Source organism: Ciceribacter sp. L1K22 (assembly GCF_017599385.1).
GTDB lineage: Bacteria > Pseudomonadota > Alphaproteobacteria > Rhizobiales > Rhizobiaceae > Allorhizobium.
The window spans coordinates 1,710,745-1,737,556 of record NZ_JAGFPK010000001.1; the positions used below are offsets into that span (position 1 = coordinate 1,710,745).

Annotated in this window: 23 protein-coding genes, 3 tRNA genes and 1 riboswitch; of the genes, 20 read left to right on the forward strand and 6 right to left on the reverse strand. The window is 60.3% G+C overall.

The features are described from left to right. Window positions 1-13: 13 nt before the first annotated feature. Entirely contained in the window at window positions 14-1,255 is a 1,242-nt protein-coding gene (locus J5J09_RS08585; RefSeq protein ID WP_208549235.1) for a cytochrome P450, read from the reverse strand. A gap of 71 nt (window positions 1,256-1,326) precedes the next feature. Then, window positions 1,327-2,568, reverse strand: coding sequence for a GGDEF domain-containing protein (locus tag J5J09_RS08590; RefSeq protein ID WP_208549236.1), 1,242 nt, complete (start codon window positions 2,566-2,568; stop codon window positions 1,327-1,329). Window positions 2,569-2,902: 334 nt separating this feature from the next. Between J5J09_RS08590 and clpP the strand changes: the two genes are divergently transcribed. From clpP to J5J09_RS08620, 6 genes are all read left to right on the forward strand, one after another. Then, window positions 2,903-3,535 carry an ATP-dependent Clp endopeptidase proteolytic subunit ClpP gene (gene clpP, locus J5J09_RS08595; protein WP_208549237.1) on the forward strand — a complete coding sequence of 211 codons (633 nt, stop codon included), beginning with the start codon at window positions 2,903-2,905 and terminating at the stop codon, window positions 3,533-3,535. A gap of 280 nt (window positions 3,536-3,815) precedes the next feature. Next, window positions 3,816-5,093, forward strand: a complete 1,278-nt coding sequence (gene clpX / locus J5J09_RS08600; RefSeq protein WP_208549238.1) for an ATP-dependent Clp protease ATP-binding subunit ClpX — start codon at window positions 3,816-3,818, stop codon at window positions 5,091-5,093. 380 nt (window positions 5,094-5,473) lie between these two features. After that, window positions 5,474-7,894 carry an endopeptidase La gene (gene lon, locus J5J09_RS08605; RefSeq protein WP_208549239.1) on the forward strand — a complete coding sequence of 807 codons (2,421 nt, stop codon included), beginning with the start codon at window positions 5,474-5,476 and terminating at the stop codon, window positions 7,892-7,894. Between the two features lie 207 nt (window positions 7,895-8,101). Then, the gene (gene hupB, locus J5J09_RS08610) at window positions 8,102-8,377 is read left to right on the forward strand and encodes a DNA-binding protein HupB (protein WP_246745810.1); all 276 of its coding nucleotides are present in this window, start codon (window positions 8,102-8,104) and stop codon (window positions 8,375-8,377) included. 140 nt (window positions 8,378-8,517) lie between these two features. Further along, a riboswitch (FMN riboswitch) is annotated at window positions 8,518-8,664 on the forward strand. Between the two features lie 144 nt (window positions 8,665-8,808). Continuing rightward, a complete protein-coding gene (locus tag J5J09_RS08615; RefSeq protein ID WP_208549241.1) occupies window positions 8,809-9,708 on the forward strand; it encodes a DMT family transporter in 900 nt (299 codons plus the stop codon). A 94-nt stretch (window positions 9,709-9,802) separates the two neighbouring features. Further along, window positions 9,803-12,001, forward strand: a complete 2,199-nt coding sequence (locus J5J09_RS08620; protein ID WP_208549242.1) for an esterase-like activity of phytase family protein — start codon at window positions 9,803-9,805, stop codon at window positions 11,999-12,001. A 68-nt stretch (window positions 12,002-12,069) separates the two neighbouring features. Here J5J09_RS08620 and J5J09_RS08625 read toward each other — a convergent pair whose 3' ends face one another. The 3 genes from J5J09_RS08625 to J5J09_RS08635 all read right to left on the reverse strand — a co-directional run bounded on the left by J5J09_RS08625 (window position 12,070) and on the right by J5J09_RS08635 (window position 14,954). Further along, entirely contained in the window at window positions 12,070-12,822 is a 753-nt protein-coding gene (locus tag J5J09_RS08625; RefSeq protein ID WP_208549243.1) for an alpha/beta fold hydrolase, read from the reverse strand. Next, the gene (locus J5J09_RS08630; RefSeq protein ID WP_208549244.1) at window positions 12,822-13,823 is read right to left on the reverse strand and encodes a 2-oxoglutarate and iron-dependent oxygenase domain-containing protein; all 1,002 of its coding nucleotides are present in this window, start codon (window positions 13,821-13,823) and stop codon (window positions 12,822-12,824) included. Before J5J09_RS08630 ends, J5J09_RS08625 begins: the two co-directional genes overlap by 1 nt. 144 nt (window positions 13,824-13,967) lie before the next feature. Further along, window positions 13,968-14,954, reverse strand: coding sequence for an aldo/keto reductase (locus J5J09_RS08635; RefSeq protein ID WP_208549245.1), 987 nt, complete (start codon window positions 14,952-14,954; stop codon window positions 13,968-13,970). Between the two features lie 507 nt (window positions 14,955-15,461). Between J5J09_RS08635 and J5J09_RS08640 the strand changes: the two genes are divergently transcribed. Further along, window positions 15,462-15,809 carry a hypothetical protein gene (locus J5J09_RS08640; RefSeq protein WP_208549246.1) on the forward strand — a complete coding sequence of 116 codons (348 nt, stop codon included), beginning with the start codon at window positions 15,462-15,464 and terminating at the stop codon, window positions 15,807-15,809. A gap of 92 nt (window positions 15,810-15,901) precedes the next feature. Here the strand turns inward: J5J09_RS08640 and J5J09_RS08645 are convergent. Then, window positions 15,902-15,977 (reverse strand) — tRNA-Val (locus J5J09_RS08645). A gap of 302 nt (window positions 15,978-16,279) precedes the next feature. On the opposite strand from J5J09_RS08645, the gene J5J09_RS08650 reads away from it, so the two are divergent. From J5J09_RS08650 to nuoI, 13 genes are all read left to right on the forward strand, one after another. Further along, window positions 16,280-16,356: transfer RNA gene (locus J5J09_RS08650), tRNA-Asp, on the forward strand. A 70-nt stretch (window positions 16,357-16,426) separates the two neighbouring features. Beyond that, window positions 16,427-16,503, forward strand: a tRNA-Asp gene (locus tag J5J09_RS08655). A gap of 243 nt (window positions 16,504-16,746) precedes the next feature. Next, window positions 16,747-17,112: an NADH-quinone oxidoreductase subunit A gene (locus J5J09_RS08660; protein WP_208549247.1), complete on the forward strand. Its 366-nt coding sequence runs from the start codon at window positions 16,747-16,749 to the stop codon at window positions 17,110-17,112. Continuing rightward, on the forward strand, window positions 17,103-17,684 hold the full coding sequence (locus J5J09_RS08665) for an NADH-quinone oxidoreductase subunit B (RefSeq protein ID WP_208549248.1): 582 nt from the start codon (window positions 17,103-17,105) through the stop codon (window positions 17,682-17,684). Before J5J09_RS08660 ends, J5J09_RS08665 begins: the two co-directional genes overlap by 10 nt. A gap of 18 nt (window positions 17,685-17,702) precedes the next feature. Continuing rightward, window positions 17,703-18,305, forward strand: coding sequence for an NADH-quinone oxidoreductase subunit C (locus J5J09_RS08670; RefSeq protein ID WP_208549249.1), 603 nt, complete (start codon window positions 17,703-17,705; stop codon window positions 18,303-18,305). A 17-nt stretch (window positions 18,306-18,322) separates the two neighbouring features. Next, the gene (locus J5J09_RS08675) at window positions 18,323-19,513 is read left to right on the forward strand and encodes an NADH-quinone oxidoreductase subunit D (RefSeq protein ID WP_208549250.1); all 1,191 of its coding nucleotides are present in this window, start codon (window positions 18,323-18,325) and stop codon (window positions 19,511-19,513) included. Continuing rightward, the gene (locus tag J5J09_RS08680; RefSeq protein WP_208549251.1) at window positions 19,513-19,755 is read left to right on the forward strand and encodes a hypothetical protein; all 243 of its coding nucleotides are present in this window, start codon (window positions 19,513-19,515) and stop codon (window positions 19,753-19,755) included. The genes J5J09_RS08675 and J5J09_RS08680 overlap by 1 nt, the downstream gene beginning before the upstream one ends. Before the next feature lie 17 nt (window positions 19,756-19,772). Continuing rightward, window positions 19,773-20,936: an NADH-quinone oxidoreductase subunit NuoE gene (nuoE, locus tag J5J09_RS08685; protein ID WP_208549252.1), complete on the forward strand. Its 1,164-nt coding sequence runs from the start codon at window positions 19,773-19,775 to the stop codon at window positions 20,934-20,936. Between the two features lie 13 nt (window positions 20,937-20,949). Continuing rightward, window positions 20,950-22,254: an NADH-quinone oxidoreductase subunit NuoF gene (nuoF, locus tag J5J09_RS08690; protein WP_208553386.1), complete on the forward strand. Its 1,305-nt coding sequence runs from the start codon at window positions 20,950-20,952 to the stop codon at window positions 22,252-22,254. Between the two features lie 22 nt (window positions 22,255-22,276). Further along, complete coding sequence (locus J5J09_RS08695) at window positions 22,277-22,924, forward strand: 5' DNA nuclease (protein ID WP_208549253.1); 648 nt, start codon at window positions 22,277-22,279, stop codon at window positions 22,922-22,924. A gap of 176 nt (window positions 22,925-23,100) precedes the next feature. Beyond that, entirely contained in the window at window positions 23,101-25,182 is a 2,082-nt protein-coding gene (gene nuoG / locus J5J09_RS08700) for an NADH-quinone oxidoreductase subunit NuoG (RefSeq protein ID WP_208549254.1), read from the forward strand. A 12-nt stretch (window positions 25,183-25,194) separates the two neighbouring features. Beyond that, window positions 25,195-26,238 (forward strand): NADH-quinone oxidoreductase subunit NuoH, encoded by a 1,044-nt coding sequence (gene nuoH, locus J5J09_RS08705; protein ID WP_208549255.1) that lies wholly within the window; start codon window positions 25,195-25,197, stop codon window positions 26,236-26,238. 40 nt (window positions 26,239-26,278) lie between these two features. Then, on the forward strand, window positions 26,279-26,770 hold the full coding sequence (gene nuoI / locus J5J09_RS08710) for an NADH-quinone oxidoreductase subunit NuoI (protein WP_208549256.1): 492 nt from the start codon (window positions 26,279-26,281) through the stop codon (window positions 26,768-26,770). The last annotated feature ends 42 nt before the right edge of the window (window positions 26,771-26,812 follow it).

Genomic DNA, 26,812 nt, shown 5'->3' on the forward strand with positions numbered 1-26,812 from the left:
CTTTGTGAGCGGCTCACCAGGCCAGGTCGAGCCGCTCCAGCCCGTGGAAGTGATAGACGTCCTTGACTACTGGCGCCGCCGCGATGCGCAAGTTCGGCAGTCGCCGGAACAGCAGGGGTAACACGATGTTGAGCTCCAGCCGGGCGAGCGGCGCACCAATGCAGAAATGAATCCCGGCACCGAAGGACAGATTAGCGCCCTCGTTGCGGTCCGGCTTGAAGGTGAGCGGATCGCTGAACTTGAGCGGATCCAGGTTGGCGGCAGCGAGAATCAGCCCCACCTTGTCGCCGAACTGAAAGCGTATCCCGTCGATCTCGACCGGCTCCAGGCACCAGCGCTCGAAGATGTGCACGGGTGCGCAGATACGCAGCGTTTCCTCGACCGTCCGTTCAGTGGTCGATTCATCGGCAAAAAGAACGGCTGGATCGAGCCCGCTTTCCAGGATGATCCGCACCGAGTTTCCGATCTGGTGGACAGTTGCTTCGTGGCCTGCATTGAGAAGAACGATCGTTGTGGAAACGAGTTCGTCCTCGGTCAGGAACTGGCCCTTGTGTTCCGTGTGGATCATATGGCTGAGAAGGTCGTCCCGCGGAAGGGCGCGACGCTCCGCGATCACTTTGCGGACATAGTCGGCGAATTCCTTCGCCGAGCGGTCGGCAGCCTCTTCGTCGGCTCGGGTCCGCTTGAACATGTACATCCCGACATAGTCATGGCTCCATTTGAGGAGCTGCGGTCCCATGTCCTCGGGGATGCCGATCATCCTCGCGATCATGGTGACCGGGATGATGTCTGCGAATGTGGAAAGAAGTTCCGTTCCGTTTTTGCCGAAGCCGTCGATCAGCCTGTTGGCGAGCTCCTCGATCTCCGGCTTCATCTTTTCGACATGCCGCGACACAAAGGCTCTGTTGACGAGGGTGCGAAGCCGTGTGTGTTCCGGTGGTTCTATTTCCAGAAGGGAGTGTTCTTCCGCCTTGTCGAAATGCGCCGTGTGCGCTGCCGGCGTCGGCAGTCCCAACTGGTCTCGCGTCGCGACGTGGAGGACCTGGCGCCCGAAACGCCTGTCCCGCAGCAGCGCGTTGACGTGATCATAGGACGTGAAGAACCACTGCCGCTGTTCTTTCCAATAGAACGTCGGGCAGGCGGAATGGAGCGCTGCATAGGCTCTATTGGGATTGCAATAGAAGGCGGGGTCACGCGCATCGAGCCCAACCTCGCGGGTGGCGCGCTCGATGGAAAGAAAGGGGAGTTCGCTCATGGCGTTCTCTCTAGCTCACCGCCCACACGGACGAAAGCGCGTTGGCGACATTTCCAAGCTCGTGCGGCCCGTCAGGCGTGCTTCTCGCCGCCTGCAACGGACAACCGGCGAAGAACGGCAACCTGACGATCCGCGCGATCGTCGATTGCCTGTGCCAGGTCCTCGTGAATGTCCGTGGCCTTGTTGTCGTTCCAGATCGTCGTGCAGTTCCTGCCGCGCTCCTTCGCCCGATAGAGGGCACGGTCCGCATCCGACAACAGCTTGTCGAGACCGGCGTTTTCCGTGGCGACTGCCGCAATGCCTATACTGACAGTGACAGATACCGTCCTGCTCCTCGTGTTTACGGGCTGCGTCGCCAGAGAATGCCGGATCGCCTCCGCGTAAAGAGCGGCGTCCTTGACCCTCTCGATCGGCAAAGCGACCGCGAATTCTTCCCCACCGGTCCGGCCGAACACGCCGTCTTTCGGCAGAAGCTTGAGGCATAGGTCTGCAAAAGCAACGAGAACGTCGTCGCCCGTGTCGTGGCCGAAGGTGTCGTTGATCCGCTTGAAATGATCGAGATCGAAAATCGCGACGGCGGTAAGCGGGGAGGGAGCTTTCGACCGGATGGCGCGGAATGCATCGATGAACCCGCGTCGATTGAGCGCGCCGGTCAGCGGGTCTGTCCTGACGAGCGTCCGCAAATGTTCTTCGGACATCTCCATGAACATCTTCGTCAGAACGGCGATGGCCGCGACGAAACAGATGACGTTCACCACGCCCGCGCTCGTATTGTAGTGAACCTGTGTAAAGGTGAGCGGATCCGCCATGATCACGGAGACCCCGAGAAGCAGGCTGGTCGAGGACTGTATCGTCCAGATGCCGGCCAGCGCCCATCGCAGCTGGCGACTGCTTTCGCCATTCTTCAAGACCATGAAGGCGAGCAGGCCGAACCCGACGGCAGCGGCAACATTGAAAAGCGCCGCCCTGTTTGAAAGGTCATCGCGTATGAACGGCAGCAGATTGCCTGTCAGCCAGAGGGCAAGCGGTAGAAACGACAGTGGTCGTATCCGCTTCCGGTCCAGTTGCGCCAAGGCAGTACCCCAGAAGGCGAATGCCGCAAGGGAGAGGCTGTTCGCCAGCTGTATCGAGACCAGATCCGGGATCTGGCCGCGTAGCGCAACGAGCCCGAAGCCGATCCCGTGCGCGGCAAAACCAACGCCAAAATTGAGATAGAAGTATTTGCTTCGATCGTGAAGCCAGACGGCGACGAGCAACAGGGCGAGGGTGCCGGCCTGCGTGGTCCAGAGGAGAAAAGCCGTCTTTAGATCCATAAGGGATGCCGCTGGGAGAGTGAAAACGTCGGGCAAGTATGCCGTCCAATTGTTAATTCCGCGCTAGTGCCGACGTTGTTTTGAGGAGCGGGCCAAGGGTTGTATCGTAGCACTTCGTTCACCATATCCGCTGGCTGCTGTTGACCCGCTCGGCTGTCGCGTCGCTTCTCGGCGACATCAGGCGTATCTCCTTGTCAGGCGGCACGTGTGCATTAAGGATATCGGATGCTCGCGTCTTGAAGTGCAGGGCACTGACACTCTATGTAGGGATTGACAGGTTTTACGATGATTCCCGCCGCGCCACGCGATAGGAATGAGGCTACAAAGGACGGACATGAGAAATCCAGTAGATACCGCCATGGCACTCGTGCCGATGGTCGTGGAGCAGACCAATCGCGGCGAGCGGTCCTATGACATCTATTCGCGGCTGCTGAAGGAGCGGATCATCTTTTTGACCGGCCCGGTCGAGGACTACATGGCGTCGCTGGTTTGTGCGCAGCTTCTCTTCCTCGAAGCCGAAAACCCGAAGAAGGAAATCGCGATCTATATCAATTCTCCCGGTGGTGTTGTCACCGCCGGTATGGCGATCTACGACACGATGCAGTTCATCCGTCCTGCGGTTTCGACGCTGTGCATCGGACAAGCCGCATCGATGGGGTCGCTCCTGCTCGCCGCCGGCGAGAAGGGCATGCGTTTCACCACGCCGTATTCCCGCATCATGGTCCACCAGCCCTCGGGCGGTTTCCAGGGGCAGGCATCCGACATCGAGCGCCATGCCCGCGACATCATCAAGATGAAGCGCCGCCTCAACGAAGTGTACGTCAAGCATACTGGCCGTAGCTACGACGAGGTAGAGGCCACGCTAGACCGCGACCATTTCATGGAGGCGGAGGAGGCAAAGGAGTGGGGCCTGGTCGACAAGATCCTGACCTCGCGCCAGGAGATCGAGGGCGTGACCGGCGGCTGACGCCGCCGTACTCCCGCCGCTATTACTTTGTGTGATCGCGTGGGGGGTTTAAACGGTCGGCGAAAGCGCTAATAGTTGCATTAAGGCTATGTTGAATTTTTGTGACATAGTCTGCGATTTGGAGGGGTCTTGCGTTGCATCCGTTTGACGAGCCGGTCTCGGAGACGGAAATTGCCCCCGCCGATGTCGAAGCAGACCCGCTTCGCGAGTGCGCGGACCGGGTGAATAAGTGGACCGCCGCCCCTGGACTGGGCGTGTGGCGTGCTGGAAGGAAGAAGACATGAGCAAAGTCAGCGGAAGCAACGGCGGTGACTCGAAGAATACCCTCTATTGTTCTTTCTGCGGAAAGAGCCAGCACGAAGTCCGGAAGCTGATCGCCGGGCCGACCGTATTCATCTGCGATGAATGCGTCGAATTGTGCATGGACATCATCCGCGAGGAAAATAAGAGCTCGATGGTGAAGTCCCGTGACGGCGTTCCCACGCCGCAGGACATCATCAAGATACTCGACGAATACGTCATCGGCCAGCGTCAGGCGAAGAAGATCCTGTCGGTCGCCGTGCACAACCATTACAAGCGCCTGTCGCACGCCTCGAAGGGTGGTGATGTAGAACTGGCGAAGTCGAACATCCTGCTCGTCGGACCGACCGGTTGCGGTAAGACCTATCTTGCCCAGACGCTCGCGCGCATCATCGACGTCCCGTTCACGATGGCCGATGCCACGACGCTGACCGAGGCAGGTTACGTCGGCGAGGATGTCGAAAACATCATCCTGAAGCTTCTGCAGGCGGCCGACTACAACGTCGAACGCGCCCAGCGCGGCATTGTCTATATCGACGAGGTCGACAAGATTTCCCGCAAGTCGGACAATCCGTCGATCACCCGAGACGTCTCGGGCGAGGGTGTTCAGCAGGCGCTGCTCAAGATCATGGAAGGCACTGTCGCTTCGGTGCCGCCACAGGGCGGTCGGAAGCATCCGCAGCAGGAATTCCTGCAGGTCGACACGACGAACATCCTGTTTATCTGCGGCGGGGCATTTGCTGGCCTGGACAAGATCATCTCAGCCCGCGGCGAGAAGACCTCCATCGGCTTCGGTGCGACGGTGTCGGCTCCGGATGATCGACGTGTTGGCGAAGTCCTGCGTGAGCTCGAGCCCGAAGACCTGGTCAAGTTCGGCCTCATTCCCGAGTTCATCGGTCGTCTGCCCGTGCTGGCAACGCTCGAAGACCTCGATGAGGACGCGCTGATCCAGATCCTGTCGGAGCCGAAGAACGCGCTCGTGAAGCAGTACCAGCGCCTGTTCGAGATGGAAGACGTCGAGTTGACCTTCCACGAGGATGCCCTGCGCGAGATCGCTCGGAAGGCGATCATCCGCAAGACTGGCGCCCGCGGCCTGCGTTCGATCATGGAGAAGATCCTGCTCGACACGATGTTCGAACTGCCGGAACTCGAGGGCGTGCGCGAAGTCGTGATTTCCGACGAGGTCGTCAACGGCAACTCCCGGCCGCTCTACATCTATGCAGACCGTCAGGAAGAGAAGGCGAACGCCTCGGCGTGACGCTGTCCGTTTCGTGAATCAAAAGAGGCTCGCTTTGGCGGGCCTTTTTTTGTTTTGGGTCGGCTGTCGCATCTCTTTCACAAATCCGTTTGCTCCGCTGCTGCGTTGGGCTAGATAGAAGGGGACTGCTTCGTCGGCAGGCTGAGCGTTTGGCGCGGCATCACGTCGGAGCGCATTTGGGTCCACCAGTTTCGCGTCAGCTGGATCTGTCTAACTGTAATCTTGAGTATTGCTTCTCGATGGCTGTCGGTGGGGCGGCAGTTGCAAGGCTTGAATTCCTGCCGCCGGCACTCCATTTCAGCCGGGAACGAACCTAGTACCATCCTCTATCGAGGACAGGGTATCCGCTCCCGGAAACGGGACGATCGAAAGGAAATGAAATGACGAATGTGACGTCTGCTGCGGGCGAGACCAATGTCTATCCGGTACTGCCGCTGCGCGACATCGTGGTCTTCCCCCACATGATTGTGCCTCTCTTCGTCGGTCGTGAAAAATCCATTCGCGCGCTTGAGGAAGTGATGGGGTCCGACAAGCAGATCATGCTTGCCACCCAGATGAACGCAGGCGACGACGATCCGGAACCCGACGCGATTTACGCCGTCGGTACCGTCGCCAATGTCCTGCAACTGCTCAAGCTGCCGGACGGCACCGTGAAGGTGCTGATCGAAGGTCGCGCGCGCGCCAAGATAGAGACTTACACCAGTCGCGAGGATTTCTACGAAGCCGGTGCCACCATTCTCGCAGAACCTGCCGAGGATGCCGTGGAGATCGAGGCGCTGTCGCGCTCGGTCGTCTCGGAGTTCGAGAACTATGTGAAGCTCAACAAGAAGATATCTCCTGAAGTCGTTGGCGCTGCCAGTCAGATCGAGGACTACTCGAAGCTGGCGGATACCGTCGCATCGCATCTTTCGATCAAGCTGACGGAAAAGCAGGAGATGCTGGAAACCGTCAGCGTGAAGATGCGTCTGGAAAAGGCGCTCGGCTTCATGGAGGGCGAGATTTCTGTCCTGCAGGTGGAAAAGCGCATCCGCTCGCGCGTCAAGCGCCAGATGGAGAAGACCCAGCGCGAGTATTACCTCAATGAACAGATGAAGGCGATCCAGAAGGAACTCGGCGACGGCGAGGACGGCCGTGACGAGATGGCCGAACTGGAAGAGCGCATCTCCAAGACCAAGCTTTCCAAGGAAGCCCGCGAAAAGGCAGATGCGGAACTGAAGAAGCTGCGCCACATGAGCCCCATGTCGGCGGAAGCCACCGTTGTCCGCAATTATCTGGACTGGCTGCTTGGCCTTCCCTGGGGCAAGAAGTCCAAGGTCAAGGTCGATCTCAACGCCGCCGAGAAGATCCTGGACGAGGATCACTTCGGTCTGGACAAGGTCAAGGAACGCATCGTCGAGTATCTCGCCGTCCAGGCCCGTGCGACCAAGATCAAGGGGCCGATCCTGTGCCTCGTCGGTCCTCCCGGCGTCGGCAAGACCTCGCTTGCCCGTTCAATCGCCAAGGCGACCGGCCGCGAGTACGTTCGTATGGCGCTAGGTGGCGTCCGTGACGAAGCCGAAATCCGCGGTCACCGCCGCACCTATATCGGCTCGATGCCCGGCAAGATCGTGCAGTCGATGAAGAAGGCCAAGAAGTCGAACCCGCTCTTCCTGCTCGACGAGATCGACAAGATGGGCATGGATTTCCGTGGTGATCCGTCTTCGGCCCTGCTCGAGGTGCTGGATCCGGAACAGAACTCGACCTTCATGGATCACTACCTGGAAGTCGAATACGATCTGTCCAACGTGATGTTCGTCACGACGGCCAACACGCTGAACATCCCCGGCCCGTTGATGGACCGTATGGAGATCATCCGGATCGCCGGCTACACCGAGGATGAAAAGCGCGAGATCGCCAAGCGTCACCTGCTGCCGAAGGCGATCAAGGAACATGCCCTGCGCCCCGAAGAGTTCTCGGTCAGCGACGAGGCGTTGACAGCCGTCATCCAGCAATACACCCGCGAGGCCGGTGTCCGCAGCTTCGAACGCGAGTTGATGAAACTGGCGCGTAAGGCTGTTACCGAGATCATCAAGGGCAAGGTCAAGTCGGTTGCTGTCACCAAAGACAACATCCATGACTTCCTGGGCGTTCCCCGTTTCCGTCACGGTGAGGCCGAGGGCGAGGACCAGGTGGGCGTCGTAACCGGTCTGGCCTGGACCGAGGTTGGTGGCGAGCTTCTGACGATCGAAGGCGTCATGATGCCGGGCAAAGGCCGCATGACGGTCACCGGTAACCTCAAGGACGTGATGAAGGAGTCGATCTCGGCTGCTGCCTCCTACGTTCGTAGCCGCGCCGTTGATTTCGGTGTCGAGCCTCCGCGGTTCGACAAGGCGGATATCCACGTTCACGTTCCGGAAGGCGCAACGCCGAAGGATGGTCCGTCCGCCGGTATCGCGATGGCCACCGCGATCGTATCGATCATGACCGGAATTCCGGTCTCGAAGGATATCGCGATGACGGGCGAAGTGACGCTTCGTGGGCGGGTTCTGCCGATCGGCGGTCTGAAGGAAAAGCTGCTCGCAGCGTTGCGTGGCGGCATCAAGAAGGTGCTTATTCCGGAAGAGAACGCCAAGGATCTGGCCGACATTCCGGACAATGTGAAAAACAACCTGGAAATCGTCCCGGTTTCGCGGATGGGCGAGGTTATCAAGCACGCCCTGATCCGTCAGCCGGAGCCGATCGAGTGGGACGGGACGGTTGAAACGCCTGCCGTCGGCACCGTCGAAGGTGCCGAAGAATCGGGCGTCACAATCGCGCATTGACCTTATTGGCGCCCTGACTTTGCCAAAATGACACACTGACGTGAAAAAGGCTGGCAAAAAAGCCAGCCTTTTTTGTGTAAACTCTACGGAGTGCCTTGTATTTCAGGCGTTCCGGGTGCTTTTCAGTTGCCTAGGGCGAAAGCATCCGTAATGTCCGCCCGGCTTAATCCTTTGAGTCGTTTCATGCCAATCAGAAAGGGTGGAAACATGAACAAGAACGAACTCGTATCCGCAGTTGCCGAAAAGGCCGGCCTGACAAAGGCTGATGCCCTGTCTGCGGTTGACGCAGTTTTCGACACGGTCCAGGCCGAGCTGAAGAAGGGTGGCGACATCCGTCTCGCTGGCTTTGGCGCTTTCACGGTATCCCGTCGTGAAGCTTCGAAGGGCCGCAACCCGTCGACCGGCGCGGAAGTCGATATCCCGGCTCGCAACGTTCCGAAGTTCACGGCCGGCAAGGGCCTGAAGGACGCCGTCAACAGCTAAGGCTGTCCGGTCGCCACCTTTGGCACCATCGATCTATGAGAATTGAAGGCCCGCCACCCTCGTGTGGCGGGCCTTCGACGTTTCTGGCCTTGCAGTGTTCGCCGCCATTGACTATCTCGCAGCTGGCCGGATGTTCCGGCTTTCGTTCTCAGGGCGGGGTGAAAGTCCCCACCGGCGGTAGGGGGCCTGTCCCCGAGCCCGCGAGCGCCTCCGGCAAAGTCGGAGGGTCAGCAGATCCGGTCGAAATCCGGAGCCGACGGTCACAGTCCGGATGATAGAGAATGTGGAGTGCAGCGCTGCGGCAGTCCTCTCCTTCGGAGACGGGCTCCATCGCGCAGGTCAACGTCGATCGTCCGCATGGTTCCGGGCGATGGTCGTTGCGGCGTTCCCCATGCGTCCTGATTTGTGTTGGTCCTGAAAGGGAAAATGGCATGAATCAGTTTGTCCCCTCCTTGTTTCGTTCCCGTGCGGTCGCCGGGGCGCTTTACATGATCCTTGCAGGCGTGGCGTTCGCTGCGCTGAACGTTGTCACGCAGTGGCTGGCGATGACACTTTCGTTTCCCCCGGCCTCCGTCGCCTTCTGGCAGTACGGTTTCGCGCTCGTCCTGTCGTTGCCCTTGCTCTGGAAGCTTGGCGTGAAAGCAATGAGAACACGCCATCCCTGGCGGCACATACTCCGGGTGCTTCTCGCGGCGCTCGGCGTCCAGGCGTGGCTCACCGGCCTCGCGACGGTACCGATCTGGCAGGCGATCGCGCTGGTGATGACCTCACCGTTCTTCATCATCATCGGGGCCCGGATGTTCTTGGGAGAGGCAGTCGGCCCCGCCCGATGGTTCGCGACCCTTGCCGGTTTCATCGGCGCCATGATCATCCTGCAGCCGTGGTCCGATGCCTTCACGCCTGCCGCTCTGCTGCCGGTCCTGTCTGCCTTCCTGTGGGGCGGTTCATCCTTGCTGATGAAGAACCTGACGTCTTTCGAACCGCCGGAAACCATTACCGTGTGGCTGCTTGTCCTGCTGACGCCGATCAATTTCGGGCTGGCAGTGGCCTCCGGCTTCGTCGTTCCCGGCGGGACGGCGCTGATCCTTCTGATCGGAGCGGGGATACTGACGGCGCTCGGGCAGTATCTGCTGACTTTGGCTTACACTGTCGCCGATGCCGCCTACGTGCAGCCGTTCGATGACCTCAAGCTGCCGCTCAACGTCTTTGCGGGCTGGATTGTCTTCGGATACGCACCGACCGGATATCTTTGGTTCGGCGCCATGCTGATTCTTGTCGCTTCGTTGACGCTGATGAAAATCGAGCTTGGACGCGAGCGGGCAGCCAACTGAGCACTGCATCGGAAAATCACGAAACTGTCACGCGTTTGTAATGGACGTGCCGCAAAAGCCTCCTGTTCCATTTTCGGAAACAGGAGGTTTCCCCATGAAGTCTGGCTTTTCCCGCGCTGCGCTGACTGTTGCGCTGCTGACATCCGTTGCTCTTCCGGCAGGTGCTGCCGAAGTTTTCAATCGCATTGCGTCGTTTCCGGTCGCATCCAACCTGCCTTCGGACAAGGATAAGCTCACCGGCACATCGGCCGAGATCGTCACGGCCTCGGAGGATGGCAATACGCTGATCTATTCGGACAGCCCGCTTGGCGGCATCGGCTTTATCGACATCACCGACGCCAAGGCGCCCAAGGCTGCTGGCGCGTTGATGATGGGCGGCGAGCCGACATCGGTCGCCGTTGCCGGCGGCAAGGTCCTCGTCGGCGTCAACACGTCGGAGAGCTACACCAATCCATCGGGAAAGCTTGCGGTTGTCGATATCGCCTCGAAGACCGTTGACGCCACCTGCGATCTCGGTGGTCAGCCGGACTCGGTCGCCGTTGCCAAGGATAACAGCTTCGTCGCCGTCGCCATCGAAAACGAGCGCGACGAAGACGTCAATGACGGCGACCTGCCGCAAATGCCGGCGGGAGATCTGGTCATAATCTCGCTGAAGGACGGCGTCGCCGATTGCGCGACGACCAAGCACGTCGCGATGACCGGCCTGGCCGAAATTGCGCCTGAAGATCCCGAGCCCGAATTCGTCGCGATCAACAGCCTCGGCGAGATCGCAATGACCATGCAGGAAAACAATCACATCGTGATCGTCGACGGCAAGACCGGCGAAGTGAAGAGCCATTTCTCGGCCGGTAAGGTCGATCTCGCTGGCATCGACACCAAGTCGGATGGGGCGCTGAAGTTCACGGGCTCCAAGGAAGGCGTTCCTCGGGAGCCTGACGCCGTCAAGTGGCTCGACGACAATCGCATCGTGATTGCCAATGAAGGCGATTGGAAGGGCGGTTCGCGCAGCTTCACAATCTTCGACAAAAGCGGAAAGGAACTCTACGAGTCCGGTCCATCGCTGGAAATGGCAATTGCTCAGATCGGTCATTTCCCCGACAAGCGTGCCAAGTCCAAGGGTGTCGAGCTGGAGGGTCTGGAAGCTGCAAACTTCGGTGACCAGAAGTACTTCTTCGTCCTCTCCGAGCGCGCCTCTATCGCTGCCGTCTACAAGGACACAGGCGCTGAGCCGGAACTGCTGCAGCTGCTGCCGTCGGGTGTGTCGCCGGAGGGCGCGGTTGCCATCCCGTCGCGTAATCTGCTCGTTACCGCGAACGAGCTCGACCTCGGCGAAGATGGTGGCGTACGGTCCCACGTGATGCTCTATGAACTGGCCGAGGGTGAGCCGGCTTACCCGATGATCAAGTCTGCCACGGTCGATGGCGCCCCGATCGGCTGGGGTGCGTTGTCCGGTCTCGTCGGCGACGCCGAAAAGGCCGGCACGCTCTATGCCGTGAATGACAGCTTCTACAGCATGCAGCCGACGATCTTCACGATCGATGCCACCCAGAAGCCGGCCATGATCACCGCTGCTCTGCCCGTGACCCGTGGCGGACAGCCGGCTCAAAAGCTGGATATGGAAGGCATCACGCTCGATGGCAATGGCGGTTTCTGGATCGCATCGGAAGGCGATTCGGCCAAGCTCGTCGGCCACGGCCTCTACAACGTCGATACCAAGGGCGAGATCAAGGCCGAAGTCGGCTTCCCGACTGAACTGCTCGCCGGTCAGACCCGCTTCGGCCTTGAAGGCATCACGTCGATCGGCGAAGGTGACGACATGACGCTGTGGATGGCCGTACAGCGCGAATGGGGCGACGACGAGAAGGGCTCTGTCAAGCTTCTGTCCTACAATCCGAAGGCCAAGGAATGGGGCGCCGTGCGCTACCCGCTCGAAAAGGCCGAGGCAGGCTGGGTCGGCCTTTCGGAAATCACCGCCCACGGCGACTACGTCTATATCGTCGAGCGTGACAACCAGATCGGCGACAACGCCAAGCTCAAGAAGCTCTACCGCGTCGCCATCGCCGACCTGAAGCCCGGCAAGATCGGTGAGGAACTGCCTGTGGTCGCCAAGGAGGAAGTCCACGACTTCATCCCGGACCTGAAGGCCGCCACCAACGGCTATGTCGTCGACAAGCTCGAAGGCTTTGCCTTCGATGCCGCCGGCAAGGCCTTCGCGGTGACCGACAACGACGGCGTGGACGACTCGTCCGGTGAGACTCTGTTCTGGGAAGTAAACCTGCAGGGCACCAACTAAGCTTCGTCCTCCCAAGACGATGATCCCGGAGGCCGGGCGGGTAACCGCCCGGCCTCTGTCGTTGCGGATCAGACCATACGGTGCAGGAAGGCGATGACGGGTGCAGCCAGCAGGGCGGGGGCAGAGACATGCGGTGCGTGCCCCGTGGCGAGCGTCGCCACCTCCGCACCCGGCACGAGCGCCTGCATCCGCCTTTGCAGGAAGATGTAGACCGACCTGTCATCCGTCGCCTCTACATAGAGGCGGGGTACTCGTCCGAAGCGCCCCGGCGTCAGCCTTGCGACCAGGGCGCGACCGCCCTCAGCCTGAGGCGTGAGCCTGGCTGCAGCATACGCTGCTTCTTCCTCGGGAAGATCGTTGAAAAAGTGCCGGATCGCCGCTTCGGTGGGAACACGACTGAGCAGACCATCGTCGGACCAGATAAGATGCGGGGAGATTCCGGCCGCTTCGGGATGGTCCGGCAGTGCGGATCGGACGAGGTCGCCGTATCCCAAGCCCGATGGCAGCATCATGCCCGCGATGTAGACGATCCCGGCGATTTTGTCTGGAGCGGCTTCCGCGAGCGCCGACGCGACCACGCCACCGCCCGAGTGGGCGATGACCGCGACCCGTCCGCCTGTTGCGTCGAGGACCCTCCTCAGACGCGTCAGGTAAAGGTCAAGGCTGACCTTTTCAGCGGGGGTATCGTCTGCGCCGTTACCGGGCAGATCAACGGCTATTGGCCGAAAACCGGCGGCCGCAAGAGCGGGGGAGAACTTCTCCCACACCCAGGAGCCTTGCCAGGCGCCGTGGAGCAGGATGACGGGGAGGGGGGAGGCCATCAGTTCGCGGTTGAGGGTGGCGTGTAGGTTCGCTGATACATAGCCTTCAGATGATCCTCCACGGTTGTGGGCGGATATTTCGGCGTCTCGCCGGTCTGGAGGCAGTTGGGCAGGCACTCGACCCTGTGATCCGGATTGCCAACGAAGAAGAACGGAACCGAGTAACGCTCGCGGCCGCTGTCGTTGACGACGCGGTGAAGCGTCGAGCGGTAACGGTCGTTCGTCCACCGGGCGATCATGTCGCCAAGGTTGACCACGTAAGTGCCGGGAATGGGATCAGCATGAATCCAGTTCCCGGTCGTCGAATCGTGGACCTGCAAGCCGCCAACCTGATCCTGCATCAAAAGCGTCAGCCCACCGAAATCGGTATGCGCACCGGCGCCCTTTTCGTTCGGGGCGGCGTCGGGCGGCTGAGGTGGATAATGGAGAAGCCTGAGCGTGCCGAGAGGATCGCGGCTGTAGCCGTCGAAATAGGTTTCCGGCAGTCCGAGCGACAGCGCCATGCCCCGCATTAGCCGCTCTCCGAGCTCCAGCATTGCGGCAAAATACGCCATCATAACCGGCCGGAACCCCGGCTGGTCGTCCGGCCACTGGTTCGGACCGCGGTTGAAGCGTCTTGCAACGACCCTCGGATCGTCCTCGGCCAATTCCACGCCGACGTAATAGCCTTCCTTGAGATCCGGCGGCGCCCCGGCTTCCAGCGTCTGGCCGCGCAGGATTTCATAGCCGCGATTGCAGAAGGATTTTGTTTTATCGACCGCAAGCTTCTCTTGCTCCGGGCGGCTGAAGAAGGCCTTCATCTCGTCGAACACAGCATTGATCAGCCCTTCCGGAATACCGTGACCGGAGCAGTAGAAGAAGCCTTTGTCGAGGCAGGTTTGCCGCAGGGCGTCGCCAACCTCTGCGCGCTTCTCCTGGCGGGATGAAGACAGACCCGCAATATCGATCACGGGCAGGTTTGCGGCGCCGACGGAACGCGCTGCGAGCGGCAGGACTGTCACGTAAGTCTCCTTTCTTCGGGTGGAGAAAGCAGAAGTTTGAGGTGATCGCTGGACCGCGCATAGATGTGCAATTCGCACCGGGGTGTTGTTCGAAACAAAACAGCCGGGCTGTGGCCCGGCTGTTTCCCCGATGACTAACCGCTTCTACCAGCGATGATGGACGTAGGGCGCGATCATTCGTTCGTAGACATCGCGCGTCGCGTCCATCACGTCCGCGCCAAGAGGCGCGATGTCGGATGCTGCTGCATTGGCTGCAGCCTGCTCAGCATTGCGTGCGCCCGGAATGACGACGGTGACAGCCTCGTGCATGAGGGTCCACCGGAGCGCGAGCTGGGCCATGCTGGCGCCGGCGGGAACGAGCTTGCTGATTTCCTCGACCGCCTTCAAGCCGATCTCGAACGGCACGCCGGCAAAGGTCTCGCCAACGTCGAAAGCCTCGCCGTGGCGATTGAAATTGCGGTGATCGTCGGCTGCAAAGGTTGTCTGGGAGTTGATCTTGCCGGAGAGCAGCCCGCTGGCAAGCGGGACTCGCGCGATCACAGCGACGTTGCGGCGCTTTGCCTCGGCGAAGAAGAGGCCGGCCGGGCGTTGGCGGAAGATGTTGAAGATGATCTGGACGCTCTCGACGCCGGGATATTCGATGGCTTTGAGCGCCTCCTCGACTTTCTCGACGCTGACGCCGTAGTGACCGATCTTGCCCGCGCGTTTGAGCTCATCGAGCGCGTCGAACAGGTCCGGTTGGTAATAGGCATCCGTCGGCGGGCAGTGAAGTTGCACAAGGTCTAGCCGCTCTACGTCGAGATTTTTCAGCGAACGGTCGATAAAGGACTCCAGGTTGGCCTTTGTATAGCCTTGGGCGGCATGCGGGTTGAGACGCCGTCCGGCTTTGGTGGCAACCATCGGGCGACTTCCGCCGCGCGATTTCAGGACGTCCGCGATGATTCGTTCCGAACGTCCATCGCCGTAGACATCTGCGGTATCGACAAAGGTCATCCCGGAATCGAGCGCCGCGTTGAGAGCTGCCCTGCCATCGGCTTCGGACACTTCACCCCACGCCCCGCCGATCTGCCATGCACCGAAGCCGATATCACTGACTGTGAAGTCGGTTCGGCCAAATGAATGTTCTCGCATGAAATACTCTCCTTCTGCTGGCACGCTGCTACCAACTGGGGCTGGAGAGGACAAGGGCAAGGTTATCGGCCGAGAACTGGCGCGGGGAGGGAGGGCAGTCACAGGCGGCCGACAAAATAAAACCGCCCGTGCTTGAACGGGCGGTCGTCATCCTGAAGCGTCGATCTATTTCTCGGAATTGTCCGCTACGACGGTTAAACGCGGGCGCGAGGGGCGCCTGTCGCCGCTACTGGATCCGGACGTGTCCGCCTCGCGAGACGGAGGTTCGCGGTCTTCCTTGTTTTCGCCGATGGCAATCAGGTCACCTGCGCCATCATAGTAGTATTTGCATGCCATTTCGATCTCTCGCTTTCCTTAGGGAGTGACATCCCCCATGTGGAAGCAAGCCTCTGACAAGCGAAATGTTCCGAATTAAGGCGCTATCGAGACTTTCTGTCGCGCCGGCCCTGCGGAACTCCCAACGCTAATGCACGTTCTTGTTTCGACAATTCACAAAGGAGTTTCATCATGCAGATCGTAGGTACGCAGGTTCACGAAGAAATGGGCGGTCGACGCCTCACCGTCGAGTTCGTGGCCGAGGGCGGCGACGTGATCTCGGTGCAGCTGACGCGCGGCGAGTCGGACGACGTCAATCGCAACAACGCTGTGGAGAAGGCCAAGGTCATGCTCCTTCATGCCGCCTCGTTCGATGAAGCAGAAAGCAACGGACAGCGCGTGCAGGAAGAGCTTTCCGCCCGCAGGGCAGGAGATGATCAGGAACTCGAAAGCCAGCTTGATGAGGGGCTTGAGGATACGTTTCCGGCTTCGGATCCGGTTTCCGCGTCCTACAGTTCAACGGCTGGCGCAAAGCACTAACGTATACGCAGCGGGCGCATGGAGAAGCTTGCGCCCGCCGAAACTTCCAAAGCCCGGCACTAATGCGATCTTACGAAGGGTAGATGGGAAAATGGTGGGCGATGAGAGACTCGAACTCCCGACATCCTCGGTGTAAACGAGGCGCTCTACCAACTGAGCTAATCGCCCGTTCGCGTCGCGGGTCGTGCCCGCCGCGTCGGTGGCAGTGATCTATGCGGATCGAAAAAAAACCGCAAGAGTGTTTCGTGAAGTTTTTCCGGTTTTTTTGAAAACTATTGGAAACGTCGACTCGGAAAGCGTGCCGCTGGGGCTATGATTGCGGGTCGGTGACCGGGGCGGCGTGGAAAACGCGCCCGCTCATCGAATTGTCTGTGATCGTGCTTGACACCAAAACACGAACGTCATAGTTAGCCGCTCATCGAACGGCCCAGCCGGTCGACGGAGAGGGCGACGAGCCTTTTTGGGAAAATGCGGGTGTAGCTCAGTCGGTTAGAGTGCCGGCCTGTCACGCCGGAGGTCGCGGGTTCGAGCCCCGTCACTCGCGCCATCTCAATTCTCCATGACTTGCCTCCCACAAAATGGTTGGCTGTCGGACCGCGGGGACGCGGTCACAATGCGCGGGTGTAGCTCAGTCGGTTAGAGTGCCGGCCTGTCACGCCGGAGGTCGCGGGTTCGAGCCCCGTCACTCGCGCCACTTCTCCTCTTTGGATTTGGAAAATTATTGCTCCGCAAAGCAGTAATATACCGTTTGCCACGCCGGCATTTTTACGTCTTGATAAAGTCCGTCGGGTATCGGGTGATAAAGGCCTTGTTGGGCTTGCGCTGACTGCCTGCCTGCGCTAACCACGGCTCGTTGCAACTCTTCTTTCGGCTTGCCGACCTTCGGGTCAATCAAGAGTGCCGCCCGGCATTTTTAACGCAAGCAGGGATGGATATGATGACTGAAGTGCTCAGCTCCTACATTCCGATCGCAATCTTTATCGGCATTTCCCTGGTGATTGGAATAGCGCTGCTGATTGCGCCGTTCGCCGTTGCCTTCAAGGCGCCCGATTCGGAAAAGCTTTCGGCCTACGAGTGCGGCTTCAATGCGTTCGACGATGCCCGCATGAAGTTCGACATTCGATTCTACCTTGTGTCGATTCTGTTCATCATCTTCGATCTTGAAGTCGCCTTCCTCTTTCCCTGGGCAGTGTCCTTTGGCGAAATCGGCTGGTTTGGTTTCTGGTCGATGATGGTCTTCCTTGCCGTTCTCACCATCGGCTTTATTTACGAGTGGAAGAAGGGAGCGCTGGAATGGGAATGACCGCTTCGGGCACAACAATGGTCGCGCCGCAGCCGAAGGGGATTATCGATCCCAACACCGGCAAACCGATTGGATCGGATGACGCATTCTTCGGCGAGATCAATAACGAACTGGCCGACAAGGGGTTCCTTGTTACCTCCACCGATGAACTCATCAACTGGGCTCGCACCGGCTCGCTGATGTGGATGACGTTCGGTCTCGCATGTTGCGCGGTGGAAATGATGCAGTTGTCCATGCCGCGCTACGACGTCGAGCGCTTCGGTTTTGCTCCGCGCGCTTCGCCGCGCCAGTCCGATGTGATGATCGTCGCCGGCACGCTGACCAACAAGATGGCGCCCGCGCTCCGCAAGGTCTACGACCAGATGCCGGAGCCGCGTTACGTCATCTCGATGGGGTCGTGCGCGAATGGTGGCGGTTACTATCACTATTCCTATTCGGTCGTGCGCGGCTGCGATCGCGTCGTGCCGGTGGACATCTACGTTCCAGGCTGTCCCCCCACGGCGGAAGCCCTCCTTTACGGGGTGCTTCTGCTGCAGAAGAAGATCCGCCGCACCGGCACGATCGAGCGCTAAGGGAAGGGACTGACCGATATGAGCGAAGCCCTGAACGAGCTTGCCTCCTACCTGCAGGAAGTGCGCGGCAGCCTGATGACCTCTGCGGAGGTGAAGTTTGGTGAACTGACTCTGACCGCGACCGCCGACAAGGTGATCGCGCTTCTGACCTTCCTGCGCGACGACGTGCAGTGTGGATTCGTCAATCTGATCGACATTTGCGGTGTCGATTATCCGAAGCGTGAAGATCGCTTCGACGTGGTCTACCATCTTTTGTCGCCGCGCCAGAATTTGCGCATCCGCGTCAAGGTTCCGACCTCCGAAGACAAGCCGGTGCCGTCCGCCTGTCCGGTGTTTCCGGGTGCCGACTGGTTCGAACGCGAAGCCTGGGACATGTACGGCATCATGTTCACCGAACACCCGGACCTGCGCCGCATCCTGACGGACTATGGTTTCGAGGGGCACCCCCTGCGCAAGGATTTCCCAACGACGGGCTTCGTAGAGGTTCGTTATGACGACGCCGCCAAGCGCGTTATTTATGAGCCTGTCGAGTTGAAGCAGGAATTCCGTAATTTCGACTTCCTCTCGCCCTGGGAAGGCACGGACTACGTGCTGCCCGGTGACGAAAAAGCGGCCAAGTGAGCGGAAGGGCAGGGACCATGACTGAACACAACGTCCGCAACTTCAACATCAACTTCGGCCCGCAACACCCGGCGGCGCACGGCGTTCTACGCTTGGTTCTTGAACTCGACGGCGAAATCGTCGAACGCGTCGATCCCCACATCGGCCTGCTGCATCGCGGCACCGAAAAGCTGATCGAGACGAAGACCTATCTGCAGGCTCTGCCGTACTTCGATCGCCTCGACTACGTCGCGCCGATGAACCAGGAGCATGCTTATTCGCTCGCCGTCGAGAAGCTTCTCGGCATCGAGATCCCGATTCGTGGCCAGTTGATCCGGGTGCTTTACTCGGAAATCGGCCGTATCCTGTCGCACCTTCTCAACGTCACCACTCAGGCGATGGACGTAGGCGCGCTCACACCGCCGCTATGGGGCTTCGAAGAGCGTGAAAAACTCATGGTCTTCTATGAGCGTGCGTCGGGCTCTCGCATGCATGCGGCCTATGTTCGTCCGGGCGGAGTGCATCAGGATCTTCCGCCGGAGTTGGTCGAGGATATTGGCAAGTGGTGCGACGAGTTCCCTGCCAAACTTGACGACATCGAGGGCCTTCTGACCGATAACCGTATTTTCAAGCAGCGAAACGTCGACATTGGGGTCGTGTCTCTTGAAGATTGCTGGGCCTGGGGTTTCTCCGGCGTGATGGTTCGCGGTTCGGGCGCTGCCTGGGACCTTCGCCGTTCGCAGCCCTACGAGTGCTATTCCGAACTCGATTTCGATATCCCCGTCGGAAAGAACGGCGACTGCTATGATCGCTATCTCATCCGCATGATCGAAATGCGCGAGTCGGTGAAGATCATGAAGCAGTGCGTGAATCGTCTACTTGGCGACGCGCGCGTCGGGCCGTTTTCATCACTCGATGGCAAGGTCGTTCCGCCGAAGCGCGGCGAGATGAAGCGCTCGATGGAAGGCCTGATCCACCACTTCAAACTCTACACCGAAGGCTACCACGTGCCTGCCGGCGAGGTTTATGCCGCTGTTGAAGCCCCGAAGGGCGAGTTCGGCGTGTACTTGGTGTCGGACGGGACAAACAAGCCGTATCGCTGCAAGATCCGCGCTCCGGGTTATGCCCACCTCCAGGCCATGGATTTCATGTGCCGGGGGCACCAGCTCGCCGACGTATCGGCGGTTCTTGGCTCGCTCGACATCGTGTTCGGAGAGGTGGATCGCTGATGCGCGTGGCGGCCCTGACGTTAGCAGTCTGCCTTGCCGCGAGCGCCGCGCTCGCGCAGGCCGTCAGCGGCTCGTCGGTGTCGTCCAGCGCTACGATGGCCACTCTGCTGGCCGACGGCTACGAGATCAAGGCCGCGGTGCCAAACGGCTCCAGCTTCGTCGTGTTTCTGCAGAAAGACAAGTCTGCCTATGCCTGCGAGTTCAACTCGGTAACGAGCTCGCGGTGCAGGTCCATAAACTAGAATAAGGCTCAAGAAGAATGTCCGTTCGTCGACTAGCCGAAGATCAGGTCCAGCCCGCCGGTTTTGCCTTCAGCGCGGAGAATGCAGCCTGGGCGGAAGCCACAATTCGCAAGTACCCCGAAGGCCGCGAGCAATCGGCGGTAATCCCGCTTCTGATGCGGGCGCAGGAACAGCAGGGCTGGGTTTCGCGCGCGGCGATCGAGTTCGTCGCCGAAAAGCTCGGGATGCCTTACATTCGCGTGCTTGAAGTCGCGACATTTTATACGCAGTTCCAGCTGAAGCCGGTTGGTACGCGTGCCCACGTACAGGTGTGCGGAACCACGCCCTGCATGCTGCGCGGCGCAGAAGACCTCATCAATGTCTGCAAGAAGAAGATCCACCATGATCCCTTCGAGCTGAACGCGGATGGAACATTGTCCTGGGAAGAGGTCGAGTGTCAGGGCGCCTGCGTCAATGCGCCGATGGTGATGATATTCAAGGACAGCTATGAGGACCTGACGGCCGAACAGCTCGAAGACATCATTGACAAGTTCCAGGCAGGCAAGGGAGCCGAGGTGAAGCCGGGCCCTCAGACGGACCGCATCTACTCGGCGCCCGCCGGTGGATTGACGTCGCTTCTCGAGGCCGACAAGCCGGTCTCGGCGAAACGCAAGGAAACGCCGGCGCCGGCCGCTGCTGTTCCGCCGGCCAACGCCGCCAAGCCTGTTACGCTGGCAGAAGAAACCAATCCGGCGCTGAAGACGCCAGCCGATGGCAAGTCCGCAACGCCATCCGGCCCCGCTGCCAAGCCCGCGCGCAAGGCGACGAAGCCGGCCAGCGACGAGGTTACTGGGCCGATATCCAATACGGCCGCCGCTGATTCCGCCGGTAAGGCCGCGAAGCCCGCCCAACCATCGCTGGATGACAAAAATCGCCCCGCTGGCATCGAAAAGCCCGCGTCTCCGGACGACCTCAAGCTTATCTCGGGCGTCGGTCCGAAGATCGAGGGCATCCTCCACGAGCTTGGCATCTATACTTTTGCGCAGGTGGCGGGTTGGAAGAAGGCCGAGCGCGAATGGGTCGATAGCTACCTGAAATTCTCCGGTCGGATCGAGCGGGATGACTGGGTCAAGCAGGCGAAGGTCCTCGCCAAGGGCGGCGAGGCCGAATACATCAAGGTCTTCGGCAAGAAGCCGCGTTGAGAGGTAGATGGATATGTTGAAGGATCAGGATCGTATCTTTACCAATATCTACGGCCTCAAGGACAAATCCCTGAAAGGCGCCATGGCGCGCGGCCATTGGGATGGTACCAAGCAGCTTCTCGAGAAGGGTCGCGACTGGATTATCAACGAGGTCAAGGCCTCGGGTCTGCGGGGTCGCGGCGGCGCGGGCTTCCCGACCGGTCTGAAGTGGTCCTTCATGCCGAAGGAATCCGATGGCCGTCCGCATTATCTCGTCGTCAATGCTGACGAATCGGAGCCCGGCACCTGCAAGGACCGTGATATCATGCGCCACGATCCGCATACCCTGATCGAGGGCTGCGTGATCGCGTCCTTCGCGATGGGTGCTCACCATGCCTACATTTACGTACGCGGTGAATTTATGCGCGAGCGCGAGGCGCTCCAGGCCGCGATCGACGAATGCTATGACTATGGCCTTCTGGGCAAGAACAACAAGCTCGGCTACGACATCGACATCATCGTGCATCACGGTGCAGGCGCCTACATATGCGGTGAGGAAACTGCGCTGCTCGAAAGCCTGGAAGGCAAGAAGGGCCAGCCGCGTCTGAAGCCGCCGTTCCCGGCGAACATGGGTCTCTACGGCTGTCCGACGACGGTCAATAACGTTGAGTCGATCGCCGTGACCCCGACGATCCTGCGTCGTGGCGCCGGTTGGTATTCGAGCTTCGGCCGGGCCAACAATGCCGGCACCAAACTTTATTCGATCTCCGGACATGTCAATCGGCCGTGCACCGTCGAGGAAGCCATGTCGATCCCGTTCCACGAACTGATCGAGAAGCACTGCGGCGGCATCCGTGGCGGCTGGGACAATCTGTTGGCTGTCATTCCCGGTGGATCCTCGGTTCCCTGCGTGCCGGGCGACCAGATGAAGGACGCCATCATGGACTATGACGGCCTGCGCGAGCTGGGATCCGGTCTCGGCACGGCTGCCGTCATCGTCATGGACAAGTCGACCGACATCGTGAAGGCGATCTGGCGTCTGTCGGCTTTCTACAAGCACGAGAGCTGCGGCCAGTGCACGCCTTGCCGCGAAGGCACGGGCTGGATGATGCGCGTCATGGAGCGCATGGTGAAGGGCAATGCGCAGAAGCGCGAGATTGACATGCTGTTCCAGGTGACCAAGCAGGTCGAGGGCCACACGATCTGCGCTCTCGGCGACGCGGCAGCCTGGCCGATCCAGGGTCTCATCAAGCATTTCCGTCCGGAAATGGAGGCTCGTATCGATCAGTATACACGTAACGCCATGGCGCATGGCGTGGTGATGGAAGCAGCCGAATAGGCTAGGCCGATAGGGCGGGCAAATGGGCAAGGCGAAGGACAGAAGCGGGGAGGGACGACCGGTCGAACCGGTTGACGCTTCTCGTGCGCCCGACGCTCTGCCGGAGATGGCAGCGCTTCCGCTCCACCCGCTTCTGGCTCACCCGACGGCCGCCTTCATGGCGGCGACGGCCGTGGGTTTCGGCGTGGCAAGCCAGTTGGCAGGTGTCATGCTCGGGGCGTTCCAGAGTGCCGTCGATGCCAGCAACCGGGCGGCGCGTGATGCCAATCCTTATGATCAGCCTGAGGCTGAAGCTCGGACGCTCTCGCGCGAACAGGAACGGGTTGAGGCGCAGCCGGAGACTGAGACTGAGATAGTCAGAGCTAAGACTGTCTCGCCAAAGGCAGCGGCAGGAAAGACGGCGGCAAAGACCTCGTCCAAGCCTGTAGCGAAACCAAAGGCCGTTGCGAGACGCAAGGCGACCAGACCGGACGATTTGAAAAAGATCGCCGGTATCGGCCCGAAAGCCGAGCAGGTATTGAATGCTCGGGGCATGGTTCGGTACGCGGACATCGCGGCATTGACCGAAGCAGAGGCGGCGCGTCTCGACAGCGAGCTCGGCTTCGGCGGCAGGATCGGCCGGGACGACTGGGTTGGTCAGGCCAAGACATTGGCGGGTGGAAAGCCATGATGGTGGACACCGGCAGGAAAGAATTAGGAGCTCAAACGTCTGCGGACCTGAAAAACAGAGTATTCGCAGGAGTTTGGCTCGGAGAATTGAACAAACACGGCAACGGCGGGCGGTCAGAGGATCGCGCGCAGCTGTCCTCCCGGCAGTCGCGGTGTGCGTGAGACAGGAAGGCGAATATGGCAAAGCTGAAGGTCGACGGTAAGGAAATCGAGGTTCCGGATCATTTCACGCTGCTGCAGGCGTGTGAGGAGGCCGGTGCCGAGGTTCCGCGTTTCTGTTTCCATGAGCGGCTTTCGGTCGCCGGCAACTGCCGTATGTGTCTGGTCGAGGTAAAGGGCGGCCCGCCAAAGCCGGCTGCTTCCTGCGCCATGGGCGTGCGTGATATTCGCGGCGGCCCGAACGGCGAATTGCCGGAGGTCTACACCAACACGCCGATGGTCAAGAAGGCCCGTGAAGGCGTGATGGAGTTCCTGCTGATCAACCACCCGCTGGATTGCCCGATCTGCGACCAGGGTGGTGAATGCGACCTCCAGGACCAGGCGATGGCCTTCGGTATCGATAGCTCCCGCTATACCGAGAACAAGCGCGCCGTCGAGGACAAGTATATCGGCCCGCTGGTCAAGACCGTGATGAACCGCTGCATCCACTGCACGCGTTGCGTCCGCTTCACCACCGAAGTCGCTGGCATCGCCGAACTTGGTCTGATCGGCCGCGGCGAAGATGCCGAAATCACCACCTATCTTGAGCAGGCGATGACGTCGGAACTGCAGGGGAACGTTGTCGACCTTTGCCCGGTCGGCGCGCTGACCTCCAAGCCGTTCGCGTTCACCGCCCGGCCGTGGGAACTCGGCAAGACCGAATCGATCGACGTCATGGACGCACTCGGTTCGGCGATCCGTGTCGACACCCGCGGTCGCGAAGTGATGCGCATCATGCCGCGCGTCAACGAGGAGATCAACGAAGAGTGGATCTCCGACAAGAGCCGCTTCGTCTGGGACGGCCTGAAGACGCAGCGCCTCGACCGGCCTTACGTCCGCAAGGGCGGCAAGCTGCAGCCGGCCACCTGGGGCGAGGCGTTTGCGGCGATCAAGTCTGCCGTCGCAGCGACTTCAGGATCGAAGATTGCCGCCGTTGCCGGCGATATGGCTTCGGTCGAGGAAATGTATGCGCTGAAGGAACTGCTGGCCGCGCTCGGCTCGACCAGCATTGACTGCCGCCAGGACGGAACGCTTGTCGATCCGTCGCTCGGTCGCGCCAGCTATCTGTTCAATCCGACGATCGCCGGTATCGAGTCTGCCGATGCGCTGCTGATCATCGGCTCCAATCCGCGCTTCGAGGCGGCTGTTCTCAACGCCCGCATTCGCAAGCGCTGGCGCCGTGGTGGCTTCCCGATCGGCGTGATCGGTGAAGGCGGCGAACTGCGCTACGAATACGAATATCTCGGCGCAGGCGCGGATACGCTGTCCGCTGTCGTCGGCGGCAAGAACAGCTTCGCCGAAAAGCTCCAGGCCGCCCAGCGTCCTCTGATCATCGTCGGCCAAGGTGCGCTAACGGGTGAGGATGGCGCGGCGGTTCTTGCCAATGCCGCGAAGCTCGCTCAGTCCGTTGGCGCCGTTGCCGAAGGCTGGAACGGTTTCGCCGTCCTGCACACCGCAGCCTCCCGCGTTGGCGGGCTTGATCTTGGCTTCGTCCCGGGCGAGGGCGGTCTGACCGCGGCCGACGCGCTTGCCTCGTCCGATGTGCTCTTGCTGCTCGGTGCCGATGAACTCGACTTTTCGAAGAAGGGTGCGAAGTTCACCGTATATATCGGCAGCCACGGCGACGCCGGCGCACACAACGCCGACGTCATCCTTCCTGGCGCTGCCTACACAGAGAAGTCGGGCACTTGGGTCAACACCGAAGGTCGCGTCCAGATGGGCAACCGCGCCGGTTTCGCACCCGGCGAGGCCCGCGAGGATTGGGCGATCATCCGTGCACTTTCGGACGTGCTCGGGAAAAAATTGCCCTTTGATTCGCTCGGCGCGCTGCGTGCAACGCTGTACGCGAAGTACCCGCATTTCGCCGAGTTGGACGAAATCGCTGCCGGCAATTCCGGGGATATTGCCGCACTTGCGAAAAAAGCCGGGAAGTTGGGCAAATCCGGATTTGCGTCTCCGGTAAAAGACTTCTATTTGACGAACCCGATAGCACGCGCTTCGGCCGTCATGGCCGAATGCTCGGCTCTGGCGCGGAACAATTTCAAGGCTGCGGCGGAATAAGGGCAGGGGATTATGGACTCGTTCGTTTCAACCTATCTCTGGCCGGCGCTGATCATGGTGGGGCAGTCTGTCCTTCTGCTCGTCTGTCTGCTGGTTTTCATCGCCTACATCCTGCTTGCGGACCGCAAGATCTGGGCGGCGGTGCAACTGCGTCGCGGCCCGAACGTTGTCGGTCCCTTCGGCCTGTTCCAGTCCTTTGCCGACCTTTTGAAGTTCGTCTTCAAGGAGCCGATCATTCCGGCGGGCGCAAACAAGGGCGTATTCCTGCTGGCTCCGCTCGTTGCCGTGACACTGGCGCTCGCGACCTGGGCCGTGATCCCGCTCTCCGATGGCTGGGTAATCGCCAACATCAACGTCGGCATCCTGTACGTCTTCGCCATTTCCTCGCTTGAGGTTTACGGCATCATCATGGGCGGTTGGGCGTCGAACTCGAAATACCCGTTCCTCGGCGCGCTTCGCTCCGCCGCGCAGATGGTATCCTATGAAGTGTCGATCGGCTTCGTTATCGTGACCGTCCTGCTTTGCGTTGGGTCGCTGAACCTGACCGATATCGTGAACGCGCAGAGCGACGGCCTCGGCACCATGCTCGGCCTGCCGGCCTCGTTCCTCGACTGGCATTGGCTTGCGCTATTCCCGATGTTCATCATTTTCTTCATTTCGGCTTTGGCCGAAACGAACCGCCCGCCCTTCGACCTTCCGGAAGCGGAATCCGAACTCGTTGCCGGCTTCATGGTCGAGTATGGCTCGACCCCCTACATGATGTTCATGCTCGGCGAATATGCTGCCATCTGTTTGATGTGCGCGCTGACGACGATCCTCTTCCTCGGCGGCTGGCTGCCTCCGGTTGATATCGCGATCCTCAACTGGGTCCCCGGCATCATCTGGTTCGTGCTCAAGGCGTCGCTCGTGTTCTTCATGTTCGCGATGGTGAAGGCCTTCGTCCCGCGCTACCGCTATGACCAACTGATGCGTCTCGGCTGGAAGGTCTTCCTTCCGCTGTCTCTCGCCATGGTCGTCATTGTTGCATTCGTGCTGAAACTGGCGGGTTGGGCTTGATCATGGCCCACCTGTCGATCAGCGGATTTGGAGGTTGAAGATGGCTGGTGTTGCTCAGGCTATCAATTCCCTGTTCCTGAAGGAGTTCGTCGGCGCCTTCTTCCTGTCGATGCGCTACTTCTTTACGCCCAAGGCGACGATCAACTACCCGTTCGAGAAGGGTCCGGTTTCGCCGCGCTTCCGTGGCGAACACGCACTGCGCCGCTATCCGAATGGCGAGGAGCGTTGCATCGCCTGCAAGCTCTGCGAGGCGATCTGTCCTGCCCAGGCCATTACCATTGAGGCGGGGCCTCGCAGGAACGACGGCACCCGCCGTACTGTCCGTTACGATATCGACATGGTGAAGTGCATTTACTGCGGCTTCTGCCAGGAAGCCTGCCCGGTCGATGCGATCGTGGAAGGTCCGAATTTCGAATTCGCGACGGAAACACGCGAAGAACTCTACTTCAACAAGGAGCGGCTCCTGGAGAACGGGGACCGTTGGGAGCGGGAAATCGCGCGTAACATCGCGATGGACGCCCCGTATCGCTGATAATTCAGCGAAACCGTCCTGGCGCTGAAGCGGCGGGTCGGA

Excerpts from the sequence above, each read along its gene's own strand:
- J5J09_RS08585 (WP_208549235.1), bottom strand. The coding sequence starts at position 1,255 with ATGAGCGAACTCCCCTTTCTTTCCATCGAGCGCGCCACCCGCGAGGTT.
- J5J09_RS08590 (WP_208549236.1), bottom strand. The coding sequence starts at position 2,568 with ATGGATCTAAAGACGGCTTTTCTCCTCTGGACCACGCAGGCCGGCACC.
- clpP (WP_208549237.1), top strand. The coding sequence starts at position 2,903 with ATGAGAAATCCAGTAGATACCGCCATGGCACTCGTGCCGATGGTCGTG.
- clpX (WP_208549238.1), top strand. The coding sequence starts at position 3,816 with ATGAGCAAAGTCAGCGGAAGCAACGGCGGTGACTCGAAGAATACCCTC.
- lon (WP_208549239.1), top strand. The coding sequence starts at position 5,474 with ATGACGAATGTGACGTCTGCTGCGGGCGAGACCAATGTCTATCCGGTA.
- hupB (WP_246745810.1), top strand. The coding sequence starts at position 8,102 with ATGAACAAGAACGAACTCGTATCCGCAGTTGCCGAAAAGGCCGGCCTG.
- J5J09_RS08615 (WP_208549241.1), top strand. The coding sequence starts at position 8,809 with ATGAATCAGTTTGTCCCCTCCTTGTTTCGTTCCCGTGCGGTCGCCGGG.
- J5J09_RS08620 (WP_208549242.1), top strand. The coding sequence starts at position 9,803 with ATGAAGTCTGGCTTTTCCCGCGCTGCGCTGACTGTTGCGCTGCTGACA.
- J5J09_RS08625 (WP_208549243.1), bottom strand. The coding sequence starts at position 12,822 with ATGGCCTCCCCCCTCCCCGTCATCCTGCTCCACGGCGCCTGGCAAGGC.
- J5J09_RS08635 (WP_208549245.1), bottom strand. The coding sequence starts at position 14,954 with ATGCGAGAACATTCATTTGGCCGAACCGACTTCACAGTCAGTGATATC.
- J5J09_RS08640 (WP_208549246.1), top strand. The coding sequence starts at position 15,462 with ATGCAGATCGTAGGTACGCAGGTTCACGAAGAAATGGGCGGTCGACGC.
- J5J09_RS08660 (WP_208549247.1), top strand. The coding sequence starts at position 16,747 with ATGACTGAAGTGCTCAGCTCCTACATTCCGATCGCAATCTTTATCGGC.
- J5J09_RS08665 (WP_208549248.1), top strand. The coding sequence starts at position 17,103 with ATGGGAATGACCGCTTCGGGCACAACAATGGTCGCGCCGCAGCCGAAG.
- J5J09_RS08670 (WP_208549249.1), top strand. The coding sequence starts at position 17,703 with ATGAGCGAAGCCCTGAACGAGCTTGCCTCCTACCTGCAGGAAGTGCGC.
- J5J09_RS08675 (WP_208549250.1), top strand. The coding sequence starts at position 18,323 with ATGACTGAACACAACGTCCGCAACTTCAACATCAACTTCGGCCCGCAA.
- J5J09_RS08680 (WP_208549251.1), top strand. The coding sequence starts at position 19,513 with ATGCGCGTGGCGGCCCTGACGTTAGCAGTCTGCCTTGCCGCGAGCGCC.
- nuoE (WP_208549252.1), top strand. The coding sequence starts at position 19,773 with ATGTCCGTTCGTCGACTAGCCGAAGATCAGGTCCAGCCCGCCGGTTTT.
- nuoF (WP_208553386.1), top strand. The coding sequence starts at position 20,950 with ATGTTGAAGGATCAGGATCGTATCTTTACCAATATCTACGGCCTCAAG.
- J5J09_RS08695 (WP_208549253.1), top strand. The coding sequence starts at position 22,277 with ATGGGCAAGGCGAAGGACAGAAGCGGGGAGGGACGACCGGTCGAACCG.
- nuoG (WP_208549254.1), top strand. The coding sequence starts at position 23,101 with ATGGCAAAGCTGAAGGTCGACGGTAAGGAAATCGAGGTTCCGGATCAT.
- nuoH (WP_208549255.1), top strand. The coding sequence starts at position 25,195 with ATGGACTCGTTCGTTTCAACCTATCTCTGGCCGGCGCTGATCATGGTG.
- nuoI (WP_208549256.1), top strand. The coding sequence starts at position 26,279 with ATGGCTGGTGTTGCTCAGGCTATCAATTCCCTGTTCCTGAAGGAGTTC.